The sequence below is a fragment of the Gilliamella apicola genome (genome assembly GCF_003202915.1).
In the GTDB taxonomy this organism is placed as follows: domain Bacteria; phylum Pseudomonadota; class Gammaproteobacteria; order Enterobacterales; family Orbaceae; genus Gilliamella; species Gilliamella apicola_Q.
Genome location: NZ_QGLP01000005.1, coordinates 711,322 through 728,002, shown reverse-complemented (window position 1 = coordinate 728,002; position 16,681 = coordinate 711,322). Strand labels below are relative to the sequence as shown.

Sequence of the window (16,681 nt, the reverse complement as noted above, 5' to 3'; positions counted from 1 at the left end):
GAAATAATGAATATTGAACAGTTAAAAACTTCAGCAAAACAAGCCAGACGTGATATTGTCACTATGATATATCGTTCAGGGGCAGGTCACCCAGGTGGGGCATTATCAATAACCGATATCATGACCTACCTTTATCACAATGAAATTAATTTCAACCAAAGCCCGCGAGCTCGGCTAGTGATGAGTAAAGGTCACGCGGTTGCCATTCAGTACGCATTACTTAAACAATTAGGTTTTATTAAAGATGAAGAAATGAGTACTTTTCGTAATTTAAATTCTCGTCTGCAAGGGCATCCTAATATCAAAACGGTCCCACAACTTGATGCAAATACAGGTTTATTAGGCCAAGGTTTGTCAATTGCATTGGGAATGGCTGCCGCCAAAAAACTCAATAATGATCCTAATAAAGTTTATGCCATCATTGGTGATGGTGAAATGCATGAAGGACAAATTTGGGAAGCGCTACAACAAGCCGCTCACATGCAAATGGATAATTTAGTTGCGGTTATTGATTACAACAAATTATCGTCTCATGACGAGGTAAATTCAGTATGTAGATTAGAGCCATTGGCTGACAAATTACGAGTTTTTGGTTGGCACGTAATTGAATTAACCGACGGTAATGATATGCAACAAGTTGTCGATGGTTTTGCTTTGGCGCGTCATTATAAAGGAAAACCGATAGCTATTTTAGCACACACCATTAAAGGGAAAGGGGTTAGTTTTATGGAAAATAATGGTGATTGGCATTCTAAAACACCAACTGATGTCGAATATAAACAAGCTATGGAGGATTTACAATGACAGAAATGAAAGCACCTCGAGATGCAATTGGTAAAGCGTTAATTCAATTAGCAGAAAACAATTTCCCAATTACTGTTATTGATTGTGATTTAGCTAGTTCAACTCGTGCAGATCAGTTTGCAAAAAATTACCCAGAACGTTTTTTTGAAATGGGTATTGCTGAGGCTTCATCATTAAGTTTTGCCACGGGTCAATCATTCGAAGGATTAATTCCGTTCTTTATCGATTTTGCTATTTTTGCAACCGGAACAGTATGGACTCAGCTGCGTCAATCTTGTTATGCAAATGCCAATATTAAAATAGTTGGAACTCACCCAGGTGTTGATGGTGGATTTGATGGTGCCTCACATCATGCTCTAGAAGATATTGCGTTAACAAGAGTTTTACCTAATCTAACCGTTTTATCGCCTGCTGATGCCGATGAAGTTTACCAAGCTTTTGAACAAGCGGCTAAAATTAATGGTCCAGTTTACATTAGAGTTGCACGTGAACCAATGCCAGTTCGGGATAAAACAATCGTTCCTCGAGTCAATGACATTGATGCGGTTATTGATGAAGGAAATGATTTTGCCATCATCTTCGAAGGGGCAAGTTACGAACAAGCTAATGACGGTTATCAAAAATTATCCGCACTTGGTCATAAAGGTAAACTTATACATTTAGCTTGTATTAAACCATTTAATGAGGAAAAATTTAAATCCTTATGTCAACAGGTTAATGTCATTATAACTGTTGAAAACCATAGTATTAATGGTGGAGTTGGTGGATTAATTGCCGAGCAAAGTATGCAAAATGGTATTTTAAAACCACTCATAAGGATAGGCGTTTGTGATACGTTTACCGAATCAGGAAAAAGTAGTCAATTAAAAGATAAATATGGCATTAGTGGTCAAAATATTTGTGACCAATTTTTGCAGGTTTTATCTTAAAATAAATAATGGTTACAAGTGGTAGCTTGTAACCATTTTAAAGTTAGAAATTAATAATAAGTAATACAAGAGTAAAGGTTAAAATATGTCTAAACAGTTACATCCTATTTTTGAGCAGCATTGGCAATTTAGTAAAGAAAATTTGGATTGGAAAAGTGCGATTCAAATAGTTGGAAATTCATTAATCGAAAACAATCACATCGAACAAAGATATATCACATCTATTATTGATAATGTTAATGAAATTGGTGCTTACTTTATTATTGCAGATGGCTTTGCCTTACCTCATGCTCGTTCTGAAAATGGTGTAATTTGTGATGATACAAAGTTTTCTTTATTAAAATGCACTCATCCAGTTATTTTTCCTGACGGTGAAAAAATATCTTTGCTTATTATGTTAGCTGCATCAGACAATAATAAGCATATTGATGCGATGTCTGATCTCATCGAATGGCTGGATGAAGACGATCGACTTGATAATTTAATCAAAGTTGATAACGTAGATGATTTTGAATGTTTATTATTTAAATAATCATAAAAACACATCTAAACAAGTTCTTGGTAACTAATATCAATAATATAATAAAACGTTTTACCGTTTGGTGTGATAACTGATATTTCATCATCAATCTTATGACCAATCAAAGCTCTGGCAACAGGGCTATTGATGGATATCCAATTTCTCTTCGGATCGAATTCATCGGTACCGACGATTCGATAAATATGTAATTTTCCTGAATCATCTTCTAATTTTACCCATGCGCCAAAAAAAACCTTACCCTCTTGACGCGGATCAGGATCGACAATTTTTAAGATCTCTAAGCGTTTAGTCAAGAATCGTACACGTCTATCAATTTCTCTTAGTCGTCTTTTTCCATAGATATATTCGGCATTCTCACTACGATCGCCGAGTGCGGCCGCATCAGATACAGCTTGGGTTACTCTTGGTCTTTCTTCTTTCCATAAATATTTCAGTTCACGATCGAGTGCCAAGTAGCCTTCTCTTGTTATATAATTAGCTTTTTGCATGATGAATTTAAATTCCGTTAATCGACAAGATATACAGAGATACCATGATAAATAATCAAATTAGCCATATTATAGCGGGTGAATTAACCGTAAAACCAGAACAAGTTTTAGCTGCCATACAATTATTAGATGATGGTAGTACCGTCCCCTTTATTGCTCGCTATCGTAAAGAGGTAACCGGTGGATTGGATGATACCCAATTACGTACCTTAGATAGTCGTTTAAGTTATCTTCGAGAACTAGAGGATCGAAAACAGACGATTTTAAAATCAATTGAGGAACAAGGAAAATTAACCCCCGAATTAAACCAAAAAATTACCAATACCCTTAGTAAAACCGAATTAGAAGATCTCTATCTTCCTTATAAACCAAAACGTCGCACACGCGGACAAATAGCTATAGAAGCAGGTCTTGAGCCACTTGCTGATGATTTATGGCAACGACCAGATCTCAAGCCAGAGGCAGAAGCTGAAAAATATATTGATTCAGAAAAAGGCGTAGCTGATACTAAATCAGCATTAGATGGTGCGCGTTATATTTTAATGGAGCGCTTTGCCGAAGACGCTGCTTTACTAGCCAAAGTTCGTCATTATCTTTGGAATAATGCCCACCTTGTTTCTCAAGTTATAACCGGTAAAGAGGAAGAAGGCGCTAAATTTAGAGATTATTTTGCCCAAAGTGAACTTATTTCCAAAGTACCATCACATCGAGCTTTAGCGATGTTCCGTGGTCGAAATGAAGGATTTTTACAACTATCATTAAATGCGGATCCACAGTTCGAAGAAGCACCTAAAGAGAGTTATTGCGAGCAGATTATTACTGAACACCTAGGCGTGCGCTTCAACGATCAGCCAGCTGATAAGTGGCGAAAAGCAGTGATCAACTGGACATGGCGCATTAAAATCCTAATGCACATGGAAACCGAATTAATGACCACATTGCGAGAACGAGCCGAAGAAGAAGCTATTAATGTTTTTGCCGCTAATCTACACGATATGTTAATGGCGGCACCAGCTGGAATGAAGGTCACCATGGGGATGGACCCTGGTTTGCGAACTGGTGTTAAAATTGCCGTTGTTGATGCGACAGGTAAATTAGTCGCAACAGAAACTATCTATCCACATACCGGTCAGGCGGACAAAGCAGCAATGATGGTTGCAGCACTTTGTATAAAATATCAAGTTGAACTTGTCGCGATCGGTAATGGTACTGCTTCACGTGAGACAGAACGCTTTTATCTTGACGTCCAGAAAAAATACCCTGAAGTAAAAGGACAAAAAGTGATCGTAAGTGAAGCAGGAGCTTCAGTTTATTCTGCCTCAGAACTTGCGGCACAAGAGTTTCCTGATCTCGACGTATCAATCCGTGGTGCGGTTTCCATTGCGCGACGTTTGCAAGATCCATTAGCTGAATTAGTTAAAATTGATCCAAAATCGATAGGTGTTGGTCAATATCAACATGATGTAAGCCAAACTCAACTTGCGAAAAAACTTGATGCGGTGGTTGAAGATGGGGTTAATGCGGTAGGTGTTAATTTAAATACCGCTTCAATGATGCTACTTGCACGTATTGCCGGTCTTAATAAGGTTATTGCTCAAAATATTGTCGATTGGCGTAACGAAAACGGTAAATTTGCCGATAGAAAACAATTATTAAAAGTGCCACGATTAGGGCCTAAAGCCTTTGAACAATGTGCCGGTTTTTTAAGAATTATGGAAGGTACTAACCCACTTGATGCATCGGCTGTTCATCCTGAAGCTTACCCTGTGGTTGAGCGAATTTTAGCTAAAAACCATAAATCTTTAAAAGATATTTTAGGGGATTCAAACTATCTAAAATCATTAAAAGCGGTTGATTATGTCGATGACCATTTTGGTGTGCCGACAGTAACGGATATTATCAAAGAATTAGATAAACCAGGGCGAGATCCTCGGCCTGAATTTAAAACCGCACAATTTGCCGATAATATTGAAACAATGGAAGATTTAAAAATTGGTATGATTATGGAAGGAGCAGTAACTAATGTAACTAATTTTGGCGCTTTTGTCGATATTGGTGTGCATCAAGACGGTCTGGTTCATATCTCGGCGTTATCCAATAAATTTGTAGATGATCCGCGAACTATAGTTAAAACAGGTGACATTGTAAAAGTAAAAGTGATAGAAGTTGATATCCCTCGAAAACGTATCGCTTTATCAATGCGTTTAGATGACACGACCTCTACAAAAGTGGATAATAAATCAGTAAATGTATCATCTAATAGTAAACATCGTCCGGCTACAGCGGCAACTAATAGCGCAATGGGTAATGCCTTTGCCGCGGCATTTAAAAAAAATAAATAGATTTATAGTAATATTAAAGGGGGGACTCCCCCTTATTTTATTAATGTAAACCAATATAACGTGTAAAATGAAATTTAATATTTTTAATTGTTGGTTCCTATTAATAATGTATAAAATAATCTCTTTTTTTATTTCCCTCTTAAAGATAATTAATATATAATTAGAACTACTATTGATTTTATATCAATTTACACTCGTATTAAATTTACTTTTAATCATATCTTTTTAGCTTTTCAAAATATTTATCTGATGTTCTTATTTTAAATTTTTTAGAATTTAGGATGTTACGATTTAAGTCTCAAACAAAAGTAATTTTGTTCAAACTGTACCTTGGATGATTTTCAGTAAGCGGATTTTTGTCGTCTTAGCACTGATATTAGCGGGTAGCAATTTTTTATCTTTCTATAAAAATTGTTAATTCAATAATACTTCAAATCAATAATCTTATTCGGATCGGCGGAGAAGTTTATGCATAGAGGAGTAGCGATGAACAATTGTGTAGTTTTTTTTAGAAAATTGTCTTTAATACTATTATTAAACCTATCAAAACCGATGTTATTTTTATTGGTACTATCGATTTCTGTAAATAATGGGTTAGCAATTTTGCCGTCATCCGTGATCACGCAAATGTATATTATTGGTAATGCGCCGGAGATTTCAGAGTCAGGCGGCACAAAAGCACTTAATGGTATTAAAGTAAAATTAAATGTACCAAACAGTGATCCTTTAGTTATTACCCCTGGTTCATCTAATCAAATATCTGTTGCCTTTGATACTTCACCAAGTATGTATTCATTTGATGTTGATTTTTCGAGTATGACTAATGATGATATTATTGATATTGATGGTGATTATTTGGGAAGTAGCAATAATTTTAAAGTGGAGAGTATAACAGCAGAATGGCGTGATAGTAATAATAATATAATTCCTTCTGATTCAACAGCTGCATTAGGTAGTAATATCTGTAATTCAGCCTCTTATAAAGGTGATTCAACACTAAAGCTTACTATTAGTATTTCTGCTAAAACTCAGTATGGTGTTCCGACTGAATCTCAGCCTAAAGAAGTTTCTAAAACATTTACCGTAAAAGCTAACGATGGTATTTGTTATATAAGACCTGGCGTTTTAGCAGTTAACACCCTTTATCCAACTGGCTGGCCGGAAGGCGATAATAATGCATGGTGGGGGAGTAATGTTGTTAATCGAGCGGATCCTTATGATCCGAATCAATTTGTTAAAGGTACTGGTTTTATAGCCTCGGCTGTTGATGCTTCCGGTAATCATTTCCCAAGTACTGCATTTCCATATGCTCGCTTCAGAATTGTGCCAGTTAATTCGATATCACAATATACTTACAAAATACTTAAAAATCCAAATTCATCCCTAAAAAATGTACCACGCAGTTCGGTTGCAGACTCAAAAAGTGAATTTATTTTTACTAATAATGTCCCTAGTAAAGGAGATAAATTTGTAATTCAACTTACCAACACGCAAACAAACGCAACCTTCTTTTATCAATTCTCAATACAACATTGGTTTTATGTACATACAGGCAATCTTGGCTTCATCTCTTTCTATGATGCGGAATCTTTATGCCGAAACAGTGGTGATCGCTTACCAACGCGAGCAGAACTGACTAATTCACCTCTTGCTTATGATAATAACACTAATACCCAATGGTATCTCCAAGGAAATGGATATAAACGTGCTATTGGCAATAGCTTAATGGGAGAGTGGGGTAAAATTTTCTATTATGCACCAATAAATGGTGACTTGCGCGATATGATGGCTGGTATCAGTGATTCTGATTACGAAAAATTATTTAATTATGATTTTTATTTCACCAATGAATTGACTTCTGTGGTTGACTCCGATGGATTTATCCATCGTTATAGTGTAGGAAATGCTGAGGGTAATGTCATTGTCGAACCAGATAGTGCCTATACCATGTGTACCAAATATTAATTAAAATTGATGACTTGCTGAAGTTGGTAAAAAAATATTGCCATCTTCCAGCAAGTTTATTTTGTCAGGGGTGATAATTATGCTTATCAGTCGTTTCGTATTGATTAAAGATAATTATTTTTGCATTTGCAATATGATTAGCATCACAATTACCGGTTAGCAAATACCTGTAAATAATCCGACCTTATAATTAATGTGGCTATAAAGATATTATAGATAGATACTCGGCAAAGTAATATTTTGCAATCCATAATGTTTTAATTCAGCAGCAAAAGATTCGATTTGCTGTTGTGTTGCCGCTGGCCATGTTTTGGCTATGCCATGTACACCATGATTATGAAAAGCATTAATTCTGACTTTAATTTGTGGGTTGAGTATTATTAAAAAATCAGCAAGTTGTTTAGCACTGTTTTGCAAATCAGTATGCTCAGGAATCACTAAAAATCGGACTTCATGCAGTTTTCCTATTTGGGCTAGATATTCAATGGTTTGTTTGACGCGATCATTATCCCGACCAGTAAGTTTTTTATGCACTTGAGTATCCCAAGCTTTCAGATCGATCATCGCACCATCCATTACTCTTTCAACTTTTTGCCAGCCAGTTTTAGCTAAATAACCATTACTATCAATAAAACAAGTCAGGTGTTTTAAATCTTCTGCTTGTTTTATCGCTTGAAATAGCTTTTCAATAAAAGGTAATTGTAATGTTGCTTCACCACCGCTAATTGTAATGCCATTGAGAAAAGGTAAGTATTTACGAATTTCGAGTAGAATATCTTCAATATTGTAGTTATAGGTCATTGGTGTGGATTGATAATTACAGGTATTAATACAGTTATCACATTGCTGGCAATTTGAAGATTGCCAAATCACTTTGTTATTGATAAATGTTAACGCTTGATGTGGACAGGTAGTAACGCAATCCCCACAATCCTTACACCGTGAAATGGTATAAGGATTATGGCAATTTGAACATTTGAAATTACAGCCTTGTAAAAAGATGACTAACCGGTTTCCCGGTCCATCAACACAAGAAAAGGGTAACAGTTTATTAACGATTGCCCATGACTTGTTCATGACTGATTACCCGAGGTGTTCGGCATAAGTAGCTGTTATTTTCAGTATCTTCGGCCGCTTCACTACCTAAAAAGGTGGTATTAATTCGCGATCCCTCTTGTTTGTATTTTTTGATATCTGATAATCTCACCATATATCCAGTTACACGTACCAGATCATTACCACTTATATTAGCGGTAAATTCACGGAAACCAAATTTGAATGCTGCCTTACAAATCTGTACTAAGGCTAGAGGATTGTTTTTTATTGTTTCATCAACCGTTAAAATATCACTAATACCAGAGGTATAATATTTATGGTGTTTAAATAGTGCCATAATATGAGTAACTGGATCCGGTTCATGTCCATAAGGAATACGTAAACCTGGCGTAGCGCCTCTATCTGAACTGATGCCAGATTGAGCATGTAACATTGCTTTACCTTGCCATGCATGCTTAATTTTATGGTTATCAATAAAGTCGGCTAATTGTTGAGAAATAGTGGTGGCCAGTTGATTAGCATCTTCATCGACGCCATAACGACCGGCTAAGCTAGATTTTTCTTGTAGAATATTGACTGCTTCAGCCATGGCATAAATACCGAACATTGGCGCGAATCGGGTTGCGTCAATTAATCCTTCTTTAACTAAAAAGCTATTTTGGAAGAAATTCGATTTCTCATAAAGAAATTCCGATCTTGCTTTGATTAAATTCAATTGCAATTGGCAATAATAAGGTAGGGTATTTTGTAAAAAATCGCTGATGTTGTTACTTTTTAATGCGACTTCTTTCAAATTGATTCTAGATAACGTGCTACCACCACCAGCAATAGGTAAAGAGTTATAACAGCTCACCACCCCATAACCTTTCTCATCAAAATCTTTTTTAATCATCATATTATTCGCAATATGTGGTTTGGCAGTGTGACAAATGTTCTCAATTGCAATATTAAGTAAAGATTCTGGCGTAATATTTTCGTCGTAAATAAAGGTTAAATTAGGTGCAACTTGTTTAAGTTCACGATCGACACGTAATATAACCCGACAGATCACATTATCGGTTGGACCAATGTTGGCATGCATAAAGGCATCAGGAAGATTACGATCTAACATAATCCAAAAACGCTTTAATCGTGGATAGAGCTCCTCTTCTGTTAAATTGCCAACATAAGGAAGTAATACTTGATCTAAACAGCCTAAATAAACTGGTATACCAGTGACAGAAGGAACATGATGATAAGCAATGGTTAGCATATTTAATGCATCATCAAAGTTTTTTGCTGGTTCAAGTTCTAAATATTCCGATCCTTGCTTAAGGAATTTAGTATAATCCGGTAATACATAACGAGGTTTATATGGAGCATGGCCTTCATACATATCACAAATCACTCGCTCATTAAGGGCATTTTGTGTTTCACTATCTAAATCAACATACGGTAAATTGTTTTCAGCTGCTAACGCGAGAAGGTTGGCTTTTTGTTTTGGTGACAAATTGGGGTCGGTCACAATTTCGTAACAATTTTTTTGAAATTCTGTCATGTTCATAAATACCTCTGTATAATGCTGAAAGCGAAATTAAATCTTGATAGCTATTTGTTAGCACTGAAAATCATTATCATTAGTGCTATTTAGGTTCTATATTTCTTCGTTAGAACCACTATTGTTCTAAAATAAAATTCGTTGGTTCATAATCTGCTGCATTGATTGGTGAATGCGCTTCAAAATATTGTTTTATCACATCGGCGTCTCGGTAACCGGTATCCACATAAGTTGGTAACCTATTGGTAGCAGGATAACCATCTCCACCAGCCGCTAAATAATCTAATGTCGTAATGCGATAAGATTTTTGCATATCAATTGGCTCATTATTAATTTTGATATCACTAATCGTATCGCCGGTTTTGGTTAATGTGATATTTTTTAAATGAGTATAGCCACCTGAACCCTGTTTTTTACTTAAGGCAACTTTAAGATACTCCACCAATTCATGACCAGTTAAATCAAAATAGACAACACTATTACCAAAAGGCTCAACTTTTAAAATATCACGATAAGTAATATCGCCTTCGATAAGTGAATCTCGAATCATACCGCCAGCCATAATACCGACATCAGCATTGGTTTTTTCAATCAAGGCACTAAGTAGTAATTGACCCATGTTACTTTGTTGATATCTTACTACGTTACGTTCACCTTCTAAACGTCCAATTAATTCACCCGTTTTAGTGAGCAATTGCTGTTTACCTTGCTCCTGATAAGGTCTTAGAGTTTCCAACAAATTTTGGTTTTGTTGGATCTCACTGGTGTAATATTCAAGACGTTTAGTTCCATTACCATTATCCACTTCTTTTTTCAGATTGATTGGAATTAATTGATAATTTTGTAGAGTAATTTTACCGTTTAAAAAGACAAAATCGGCACGACCAATGTATTTCCCCCATTCATGGGCTTGAACAATCCAAGTGCCATTTTGTTGATCTGGCGCACATGGCGTGCCCGGTACGTAATCGGTAATAAGTTTATTAGGGCTAGCCATACAAACAGGGTTTTGTGAGTGACCACCTACAATCATATTTAACTCGCCCGGTTTTAATCCTCGTGCTAATGCCACATCACCCGGCGCCATTGAACCATGCTCACCATTTTCATAATGTCCCATATGCGTCACCGCAATAATCATATCAGGGTGTTCATTACTTTTAATTTGACTGATGACTTTTTCCGCTTCTGGCAAGGTTTTACGAAACTCAATACCCTCAGTATTTTTGGGTGAAGTAAGCAAAATGGTATCATCAGTAGTTAAACCAAACACTGCTACTCTAATGCCATTTAAATCAAACATCTTATAGGCATCAAAGACACGATTGTCGGTATTTTTGAAGTAAGTATTTGCTGATAAAAATGGAAAGCGAGCCCATTTTTGTTGTTCACGGATAACGGTTAAAGGATGGTCAAACTCATGGTTACCAACCGCCATGGCGTCATAGCCAATATCGTTCATACCGATAAAATCGGGTTTAGCTTGTAATACATCGGATTCAGGGACGCCCGTATTAATGTCACCACCAGAAAGTAGCAGTAATTTTCCGCCTTTTTCTGCGACTTCTTTTCTTATTTGATCAACCACTGTTTTTTGAGCAGCTAAACCATACTCGCCAATATCATTTTGCCAAAAACGGCCATGATGGTCATTAGTATGCAAAATAGTAAACGAGTAGGGTTTGTTTTTCTCCCAAGTAACTGCGGTAGACTGCTTGGTGGTATCTGCGGCAAATGAATTTACCGAAAACAGAATGGAAATAACAAGTAGTGACAGTTTTTTATTCAAATTAAAACGATACATGGCGTCTTCTAAATCCTTATTTATTAGAACTATTCCGTAATTACTTTATAGATTAATTGCGGTTGTTTAGCACTATCACTGATCTCAATATTGTCATACAATTTTTGTTTAATTGCATCAATTTGATCACTGCTTGCGTGAATAGTTAATAGTGCTTCGCCCACTGCAACTTTATCACCCACTTTTTTATGTAAAACGATACCTACAGCAGGATCAATAATATCTTCTTTAGTTGCTCGTCCTGCACCTAATTGCATCGCAGCAATACCAATTTGGTCGGCAATAATGCGTGATACATAACCTGATTTTTGTGCTGGTAGATCGATTTGATAACGTGCATTGGCCAATTTTTCAGGATGATCAACGACTGAACTATCGCCACCTTGAGCTTCAATTAGTGTTTTGAATTTCTTTATCGCTTTACCATTTTTAATCACTTCTTGCAGTTTTTCTCTTGCTTCATCTAATGTTTTAGCTTTATTGGCTAACACAACCATTTGACTACCAAGGGTTAAAACTAACTCCGTTAAGTCAGCAGGACCATGACCATTTAGGGTATCAATGGCTTCTTTAACTTCTAAGGCATTACCAATGGCATAACCTAACGGTTGTGACATGTCTGAGATAATCGCCATGGTTCGTCGGCCAATTTGATTACCAATGTTAACCATTTCATGCGCCAATTTTTCAGAATCTTCCATTGTTTTCATTAAAGCACCGTCACCGGTTTTAACATCCAACACAATAGCATCAGCGCCAGCAGCCAGTTTTTTACTCATAATTGAGCTAGCGATCAGTGGAATAGAGTTAACCGTACCAGTTACATCACGTAATGAATAAAGCTTTTTATCAGCAGGAGTTAAGTTGCCGGATTGACCAATAACCGCAACACCTTTTTGGTTAACTTGATCAATAAATTCTTGTTTGCCTAATTCGATTTTAAAGCCGGGAATTGTTTCAAACTTATCTGTTGTTCCACCTGTATGACCTAATCCACGACCTGACATTTTAGCAACCGGAATATCTAAAGCAGCAACTAATGGTGCTAACACTAAAGTGGTTGTATCACCTACACCACCTGTTGAATGTTTATCGACTTTAATACCTTTAATTGATGAAAGATCAACGGTATCGCCTGAATACATCATCGCACTGGTTAAATCAGCACACTCTTTTGATGTCATACCTTGGTAATAAATCGCCATAAGCAAAGCACTGACTTGATAGTCAGGAATCGTACCATTAGTATAATTAGTAATAAAAAATTGAATTTCTTCAGTGGTTAACGCATGGCCATCACGTTTTTTTTCAATAATATCTACAAATCTCATTACACTTCTCTCTTAATATCAATAAATCAAATTAGGATTATATTCTTCTCATCCACGATTTGGATTGGTAATAACGCTGATGTTAGCCAACTATATTATCAATCACTTTTATTATTTGCTTATTAGTTTTCCAATTCATTCTGTTAATTTATTTTCTAAATACACTTTTTAATTAGTTGAATTACATTACCCATCAATAAAACTAATCTAAATCACTTGGTGAAAATGAGAAAGGTAATAATTCACCGACAGTGGTTTCTTGAATTTTGCCGTGCATATTGGTTAAAATCACCGGCATATCTTTAGCACAAAATTCACTGATAACTTGACGACAAGCCCCACAAGGTGAAATTGGTCCCTCTGTATCACCAATTACCACTAATTTTTTGAATTTTGTTTTCCCTTCTGATACAGCTTTAAAAATCGCCGTTCGTTCAGCACAGTTAGCAAGTCCATAAGAGGCATTTTCAATATTGCATCCTAAAATAACTTCATCATCTTCGGTAATTAACACAGCACCGACTTGAAATTTAGAATAGGGCACATAAGCCTTTGAGCGAGCTGTTTTAGCAAGTTCGATTAGTTTATCAATTTTCATAATTATAATCCTTGTAGTCTTCAATCTCTTATTAGTTTTTAGGTTGCGATTTGCTAGGTGCTTGTAAATTAAGTTGATAGAAACCAAAACCTAACTTATCTTTCTCAATAAATTTAGTAGGATACAATGAATGGCTTTCAATATAAGCTTTAGCTTCCTCCGTTGGTGAAGATTCAAAGCGGATATCCAAATTCGTCTGGCTACTAATCGGCGCAATTCGCCAGTTATTGTCAACTGTTACCTTCACTTCACCTTGTTTTCTAGTGTGATTAGTTATGTAAGCTGAAAGAATAACTCTTAAATCATCAGGTGAATTAAATTTAACATTTTTTCCACCGGTACCAGGAAATGCGCCGGTATAAGCACGATAGTTATTGGTAGCAATTAAAAATGCTTGATTTGGATCAATGGGTTTTTGTTGATAAGTTAAGTTTACAATACGTTCTGAGTCAGGATTAATTAACTGACAATTACCATCGTAACGTGCTGGTTTAGTGATATCAATTTGATAATTCACTCCGTCGATAGTGTCAAAATTATAAGTTCTAAATTTATCCCAATTAATCAGATATTGTGGTTGTGGCGAATTGATATCTATTTGATTATAAACACCGGCAGAACATTCTAGCCACTCTTTAACTTCTTTTCCGGTAATTTCAATGGCTGAAAGAATATTCGGATAAAGATAGATATCGGCTGCGTTTCTAAAGGTTAAATCACCTTTTTTTACATCCACATATGCTGTAGGATCATTTTTACGACCACCAGCTTTAAATGGTGCAATCGCTGACAAAATAGGTAAGCCATCCAGATCAGGATCACCTTGGACAAACTGTTGCACATAATCAATTTGCGCATCACTTATAATCTGCAAAGCAGAAGTATCTTCAACTAATGCTAGATAACTATTGATATCGGTTGATACCTTACCAATTGGCTTACCGACAAACTCTCGGGTACCTTCATGATCCTTTTTTAACACTTTAACAATGTTTTGATCGGCATCAACCAACGCTTTTTTATTTTTTACATCAAAGATTGGGCGGGCTTGTGATTTACCAGAAACGACTTTCCAATTAGCTTTATCACCTTCTATAACTAAATCGACCACGCCTAAATGGCTACCCCATTGCCCTGGCATCACCGCCGGTATATGGTTAATATTTCCGGTATTAATATCGGTATTCGGCAATGATTTAAAATCCTCGCTTGGAAATATGCCATGAGAATGGCCAAACATAATGGCATTAATCCCGTCAACTTGGCTTAAATAGTAAACCGAATTTTCGGCTAAAGCCTTATAAGGCTCGGCAGAAACGCCGGAATGGGGAATCGCAACTATAATATCAGCCCCTTGTTTTTTCATTTCAGGTACCAACTCTTTGGCGGTTTGCGTAATATCTTTAACTATTACTTTTCCTTCCAAATTAAGTTTATCCCATTGCATGATTTGTGGTGGAACAAAACCAATATAACCGATTTTAATAGTGTGTTTTTTACCGTCTCTATCAACAACCGGTTTATCTAAAATAATATATTGTCTGAAGAAAGGTTTATTCGTTTTGGCATCATAAACGTTGGCATTAACATAAGGAAAATTTGCCCCAGCCTGACTTTTTTGTAGAAAATCCAAACCAAAATTAAATTCATGATTACCGATATTACCGACTACATAATCCAGCGTATTAAGAGCTTTATAAACCGGATGGATCTCACCTTTGTTTAGTCCCTTATTCAAGGCATAATCGGCCATAGGGCTGCCTTGAATCAGATCACCGTTATCAACTAATACGCTATTTTTAACCTCTTGTCGTGCTTGATGAATTAAATTGGCTGTTTTAGTTAAACCAAAGGTATCAATATTCTGATCTTTAAAATAATCGAAATTCATCATATTACCGTGCAGATCAGTCGTTTCCATAATTCTTAAATCTACTGTTGCAGCTTGCAGTGTTCCAGAAATTAATAGGGGTAGTAGGCTTAACGTTAATCGGGTTTTATTCATTTTAATCTCCTATTTTTCTGCTTCAGTTAATCATTAACCTGTTGTGCTAATAACATTTGGTAATGTTTCAATCGTTCAATAATAGCGGGGTGATACTGCTCTTCGTTGATTGCTTGTTGTAAACACTGCTTATCGTTGGTGGTAAAAAAAGCCAAAACCTCATGTAATAAACGTGATTTTTCTTTGGATTCAATAAAAGCGGCATCAATGCCACAAAGAGTAATATCAAATAGTTCTAAGCGTGAAAAATGAAAAATTTGTTCGGCAAGTTGATACTCTTTTTCGATATCGGTACCAAAAATACCTGCATCATCAGTATTAAGGGTGATTCTTACCCCTTTATTATAAAGTTGTCGAATTGGGTGATTATGAATATCACCATGTAAATTATTGACTAAAATACGATTACTGGTGAGAGCTATTTCTAACGTGATTTCGTTATTAACTAATTGTTTAATCAAGCTATCATCTTCAATTGCCGCGATACCGTGCCCGATACGATTTGCACCATGTTTTAAAGCATGAATAATACTTTCAGCCGAATCAATTTCACCTGCATGGTAGGATTTTTTTAAATTTAATTTTTCAGCAAGTTGATGAGCTTTTTCAAAATCATCAAAATGCCCAGCTTTTTCATTGCCAGCAATATTAAATCCGGTAATAAATGGGTGAGGGTTATTTTCAATAAATCGCAGTGTATCGTAAACCACATCAGCACCAAGGTGCCGTACGCCAATGACATGGTACCTGACGGTAATATTATGCTCTTTTTGAACATCTATAATCGCTTTATCTATCTGATCAAGCGTTAGTTTAAATCGATTTTGATCCCAAATAATTTGCCCTCGGTTTTCAGTTGCACAGATATGATAAGGTGACAGAAACAGCTCGCAATAAATTAAGCCTTGCTTAGCATTTCGGCTCAAAAAATCATAGGTAATTAGGTAATAATCGTCAGGATGTTTCACAAAATTAGAGACAGTATCATATGTTTGGATAAATGAAACAAAATCGGATTCATCATAGTTATATCGACCATTTTTATACTCGGTTTCATCATATTCGCCGGCTCGATAACATAATGATTCAGGGAAAGTTAAATGATTTTTATCGGCTAGCTTTTTCGCCATAAAGGGAGTAATACTGCCTTCTACATGCTCATGAAGTATAACTTTAGGGATTATTTGCTTATTCATCGAGTTCTAATCTGTTTAAGTATATGCTTATAGGCACTTGTAAATTATTCATCAATCAGTAAGACTAAATTGATACAATAATTAC

12 protein-coding genes and 1 pseudogene are annotated in these 16,681 nt (G+C 35.9%); 5 read left to right on the top strand and 8 right to left on the bottom strand.

What is annotated here, in order from left to right; genetic code table 11:
* Positions 1-6 precede the first annotated feature (6 nt).
* The 3 genes from DKK79_RS09530 (at position 7) to DKK79_RS09520 (ending at position 2,265) form a co-directional block, all read left to right on the top strand.
* Entirely contained in the window at positions 7-804 is a 798-nt protein-coding gene (locus tag DKK79_RS09530; RefSeq protein WP_110423865.1) for a transketolase, read from the top strand.
* A 5-nt stretch (positions 805-809) separates the two neighbouring features.
* Positions 810-1,733 carry a transketolase family protein gene (locus DKK79_RS09525; RefSeq protein ID WP_110424072.1) on the top strand — a complete coding sequence of 308 codons (924 nt, stop codon included), beginning with the start codon at positions 810-812 and terminating at the stop codon, positions 1,731-1,733.
* A gap of 85 nt (positions 1,734-1,818) precedes the next feature.
* Positions 1,819-2,265: a PTS sugar transporter subunit IIA gene (locus tag DKK79_RS09520; protein ID WP_110423864.1), complete on the top strand. Its 447-nt coding sequence runs from the start codon at positions 1,819-1,821 to the stop codon at positions 2,263-2,265.
* Between the two features lie 14 nt (positions 2,266-2,279).
* Here DKK79_RS09520 and greB read toward each other — a convergent pair whose 3' ends face one another.
* Positions 2,280-2,762, bottom strand: a complete 483-nt coding sequence (gene greB / locus DKK79_RS09515) for a transcription elongation factor GreB (RefSeq protein ID WP_110423863.1) — start codon at positions 2,760-2,762, stop codon at positions 2,280-2,282.
* 44 nt (positions 2,763-2,806) lie between these two features.
* Between greB and DKK79_RS09510 the strand changes: the two are divergent.
* Positions 2,807-4,972, top strand: a pseudogene (locus tag DKK79_RS09510) (Tex family protein); the annotation flags it as partial.
* Between the two features lie 618 nt (positions 4,973-5,590).
* Entirely contained in the window at positions 5,591-7,069 is a 1,479-nt protein-coding gene (locus tag DKK79_RS09505) for a hypothetical protein (RefSeq protein WP_110423861.1), read from the top strand.
* Positions 7,070-7,279: 210 nt separating this feature from the next.
* Here DKK79_RS09505 and DKK79_RS09500 read toward each other — a convergent pair whose 3' ends face one another.
* The 7 genes from DKK79_RS09500 to add all read right to left on the bottom strand — a co-directional run bounded on the left by DKK79_RS09500 (position 7,280) and on the right by add (position 16,596).
* The gene (locus tag DKK79_RS09500; RefSeq protein ID WP_110423860.1) at positions 7,280-8,146 is read right to left on the bottom strand and encodes a YjjW family glycine radical enzyme activase; all 867 of its coding nucleotides are present in this window, start codon (positions 8,144-8,146) and stop codon (positions 7,280-7,282) included.
* Positions 8,121-9,668, bottom strand: a complete 1,548-nt coding sequence (locus DKK79_RS09495) for a YjjI family glycine radical enzyme (RefSeq protein WP_375537974.1) — start codon at positions 9,666-9,668, stop codon at positions 8,121-8,123. Before DKK79_RS09495 ends, DKK79_RS09500 begins: the two co-directional genes overlap by 26 nt.
* A 112-nt stretch (positions 9,669-9,780) precedes the next feature.
* Complete coding sequence (ushA, locus tag DKK79_RS09490) at positions 9,781-11,466, bottom strand: bifunctional UDP-sugar hydrolase/5'-nucleotidase UshA (RefSeq protein ID WP_110423858.1); 1,686 nt, start codon at positions 11,464-11,466, stop codon at positions 9,781-9,783.
* Between the two features lie 29 nt (positions 11,467-11,495).
* Entirely contained in the window at positions 11,496-12,797 is a 1,302-nt protein-coding gene (locus DKK79_RS09485) for a pyrimidine-nucleoside phosphorylase (protein ID WP_110423857.1), read from the bottom strand.
* Between the two features lie 202 nt (positions 12,798-12,999).
* On the bottom strand, positions 13,000-13,404 hold the full coding sequence (locus tag DKK79_RS09480; protein ID WP_375537978.1) for a cytidine deaminase: 405 nt from the start codon (positions 13,402-13,404) through the stop codon (positions 13,000-13,002).
* A 22-nt stretch (positions 13,405-13,426) separates the two neighbouring features.
* A complete protein-coding gene (locus DKK79_RS09475) occupies positions 13,427-15,400 on the bottom strand; it encodes a bifunctional 2',3'-cyclic-nucleotide 2'-phosphodiesterase/3'-nucleotidase (protein WP_110423856.1) in 1,974 nt (657 codons plus the stop codon).
* A 26-nt stretch (positions 15,401-15,426) separates the two neighbouring features.
* Entirely contained in the window at positions 15,427-16,596 is a 1,170-nt protein-coding gene (gene add / locus DKK79_RS09470; RefSeq protein WP_110423855.1) for an adenosine deaminase, read from the bottom strand.
* Between the last annotated feature and the right edge of the window lie 85 nt (positions 16,597-16,681).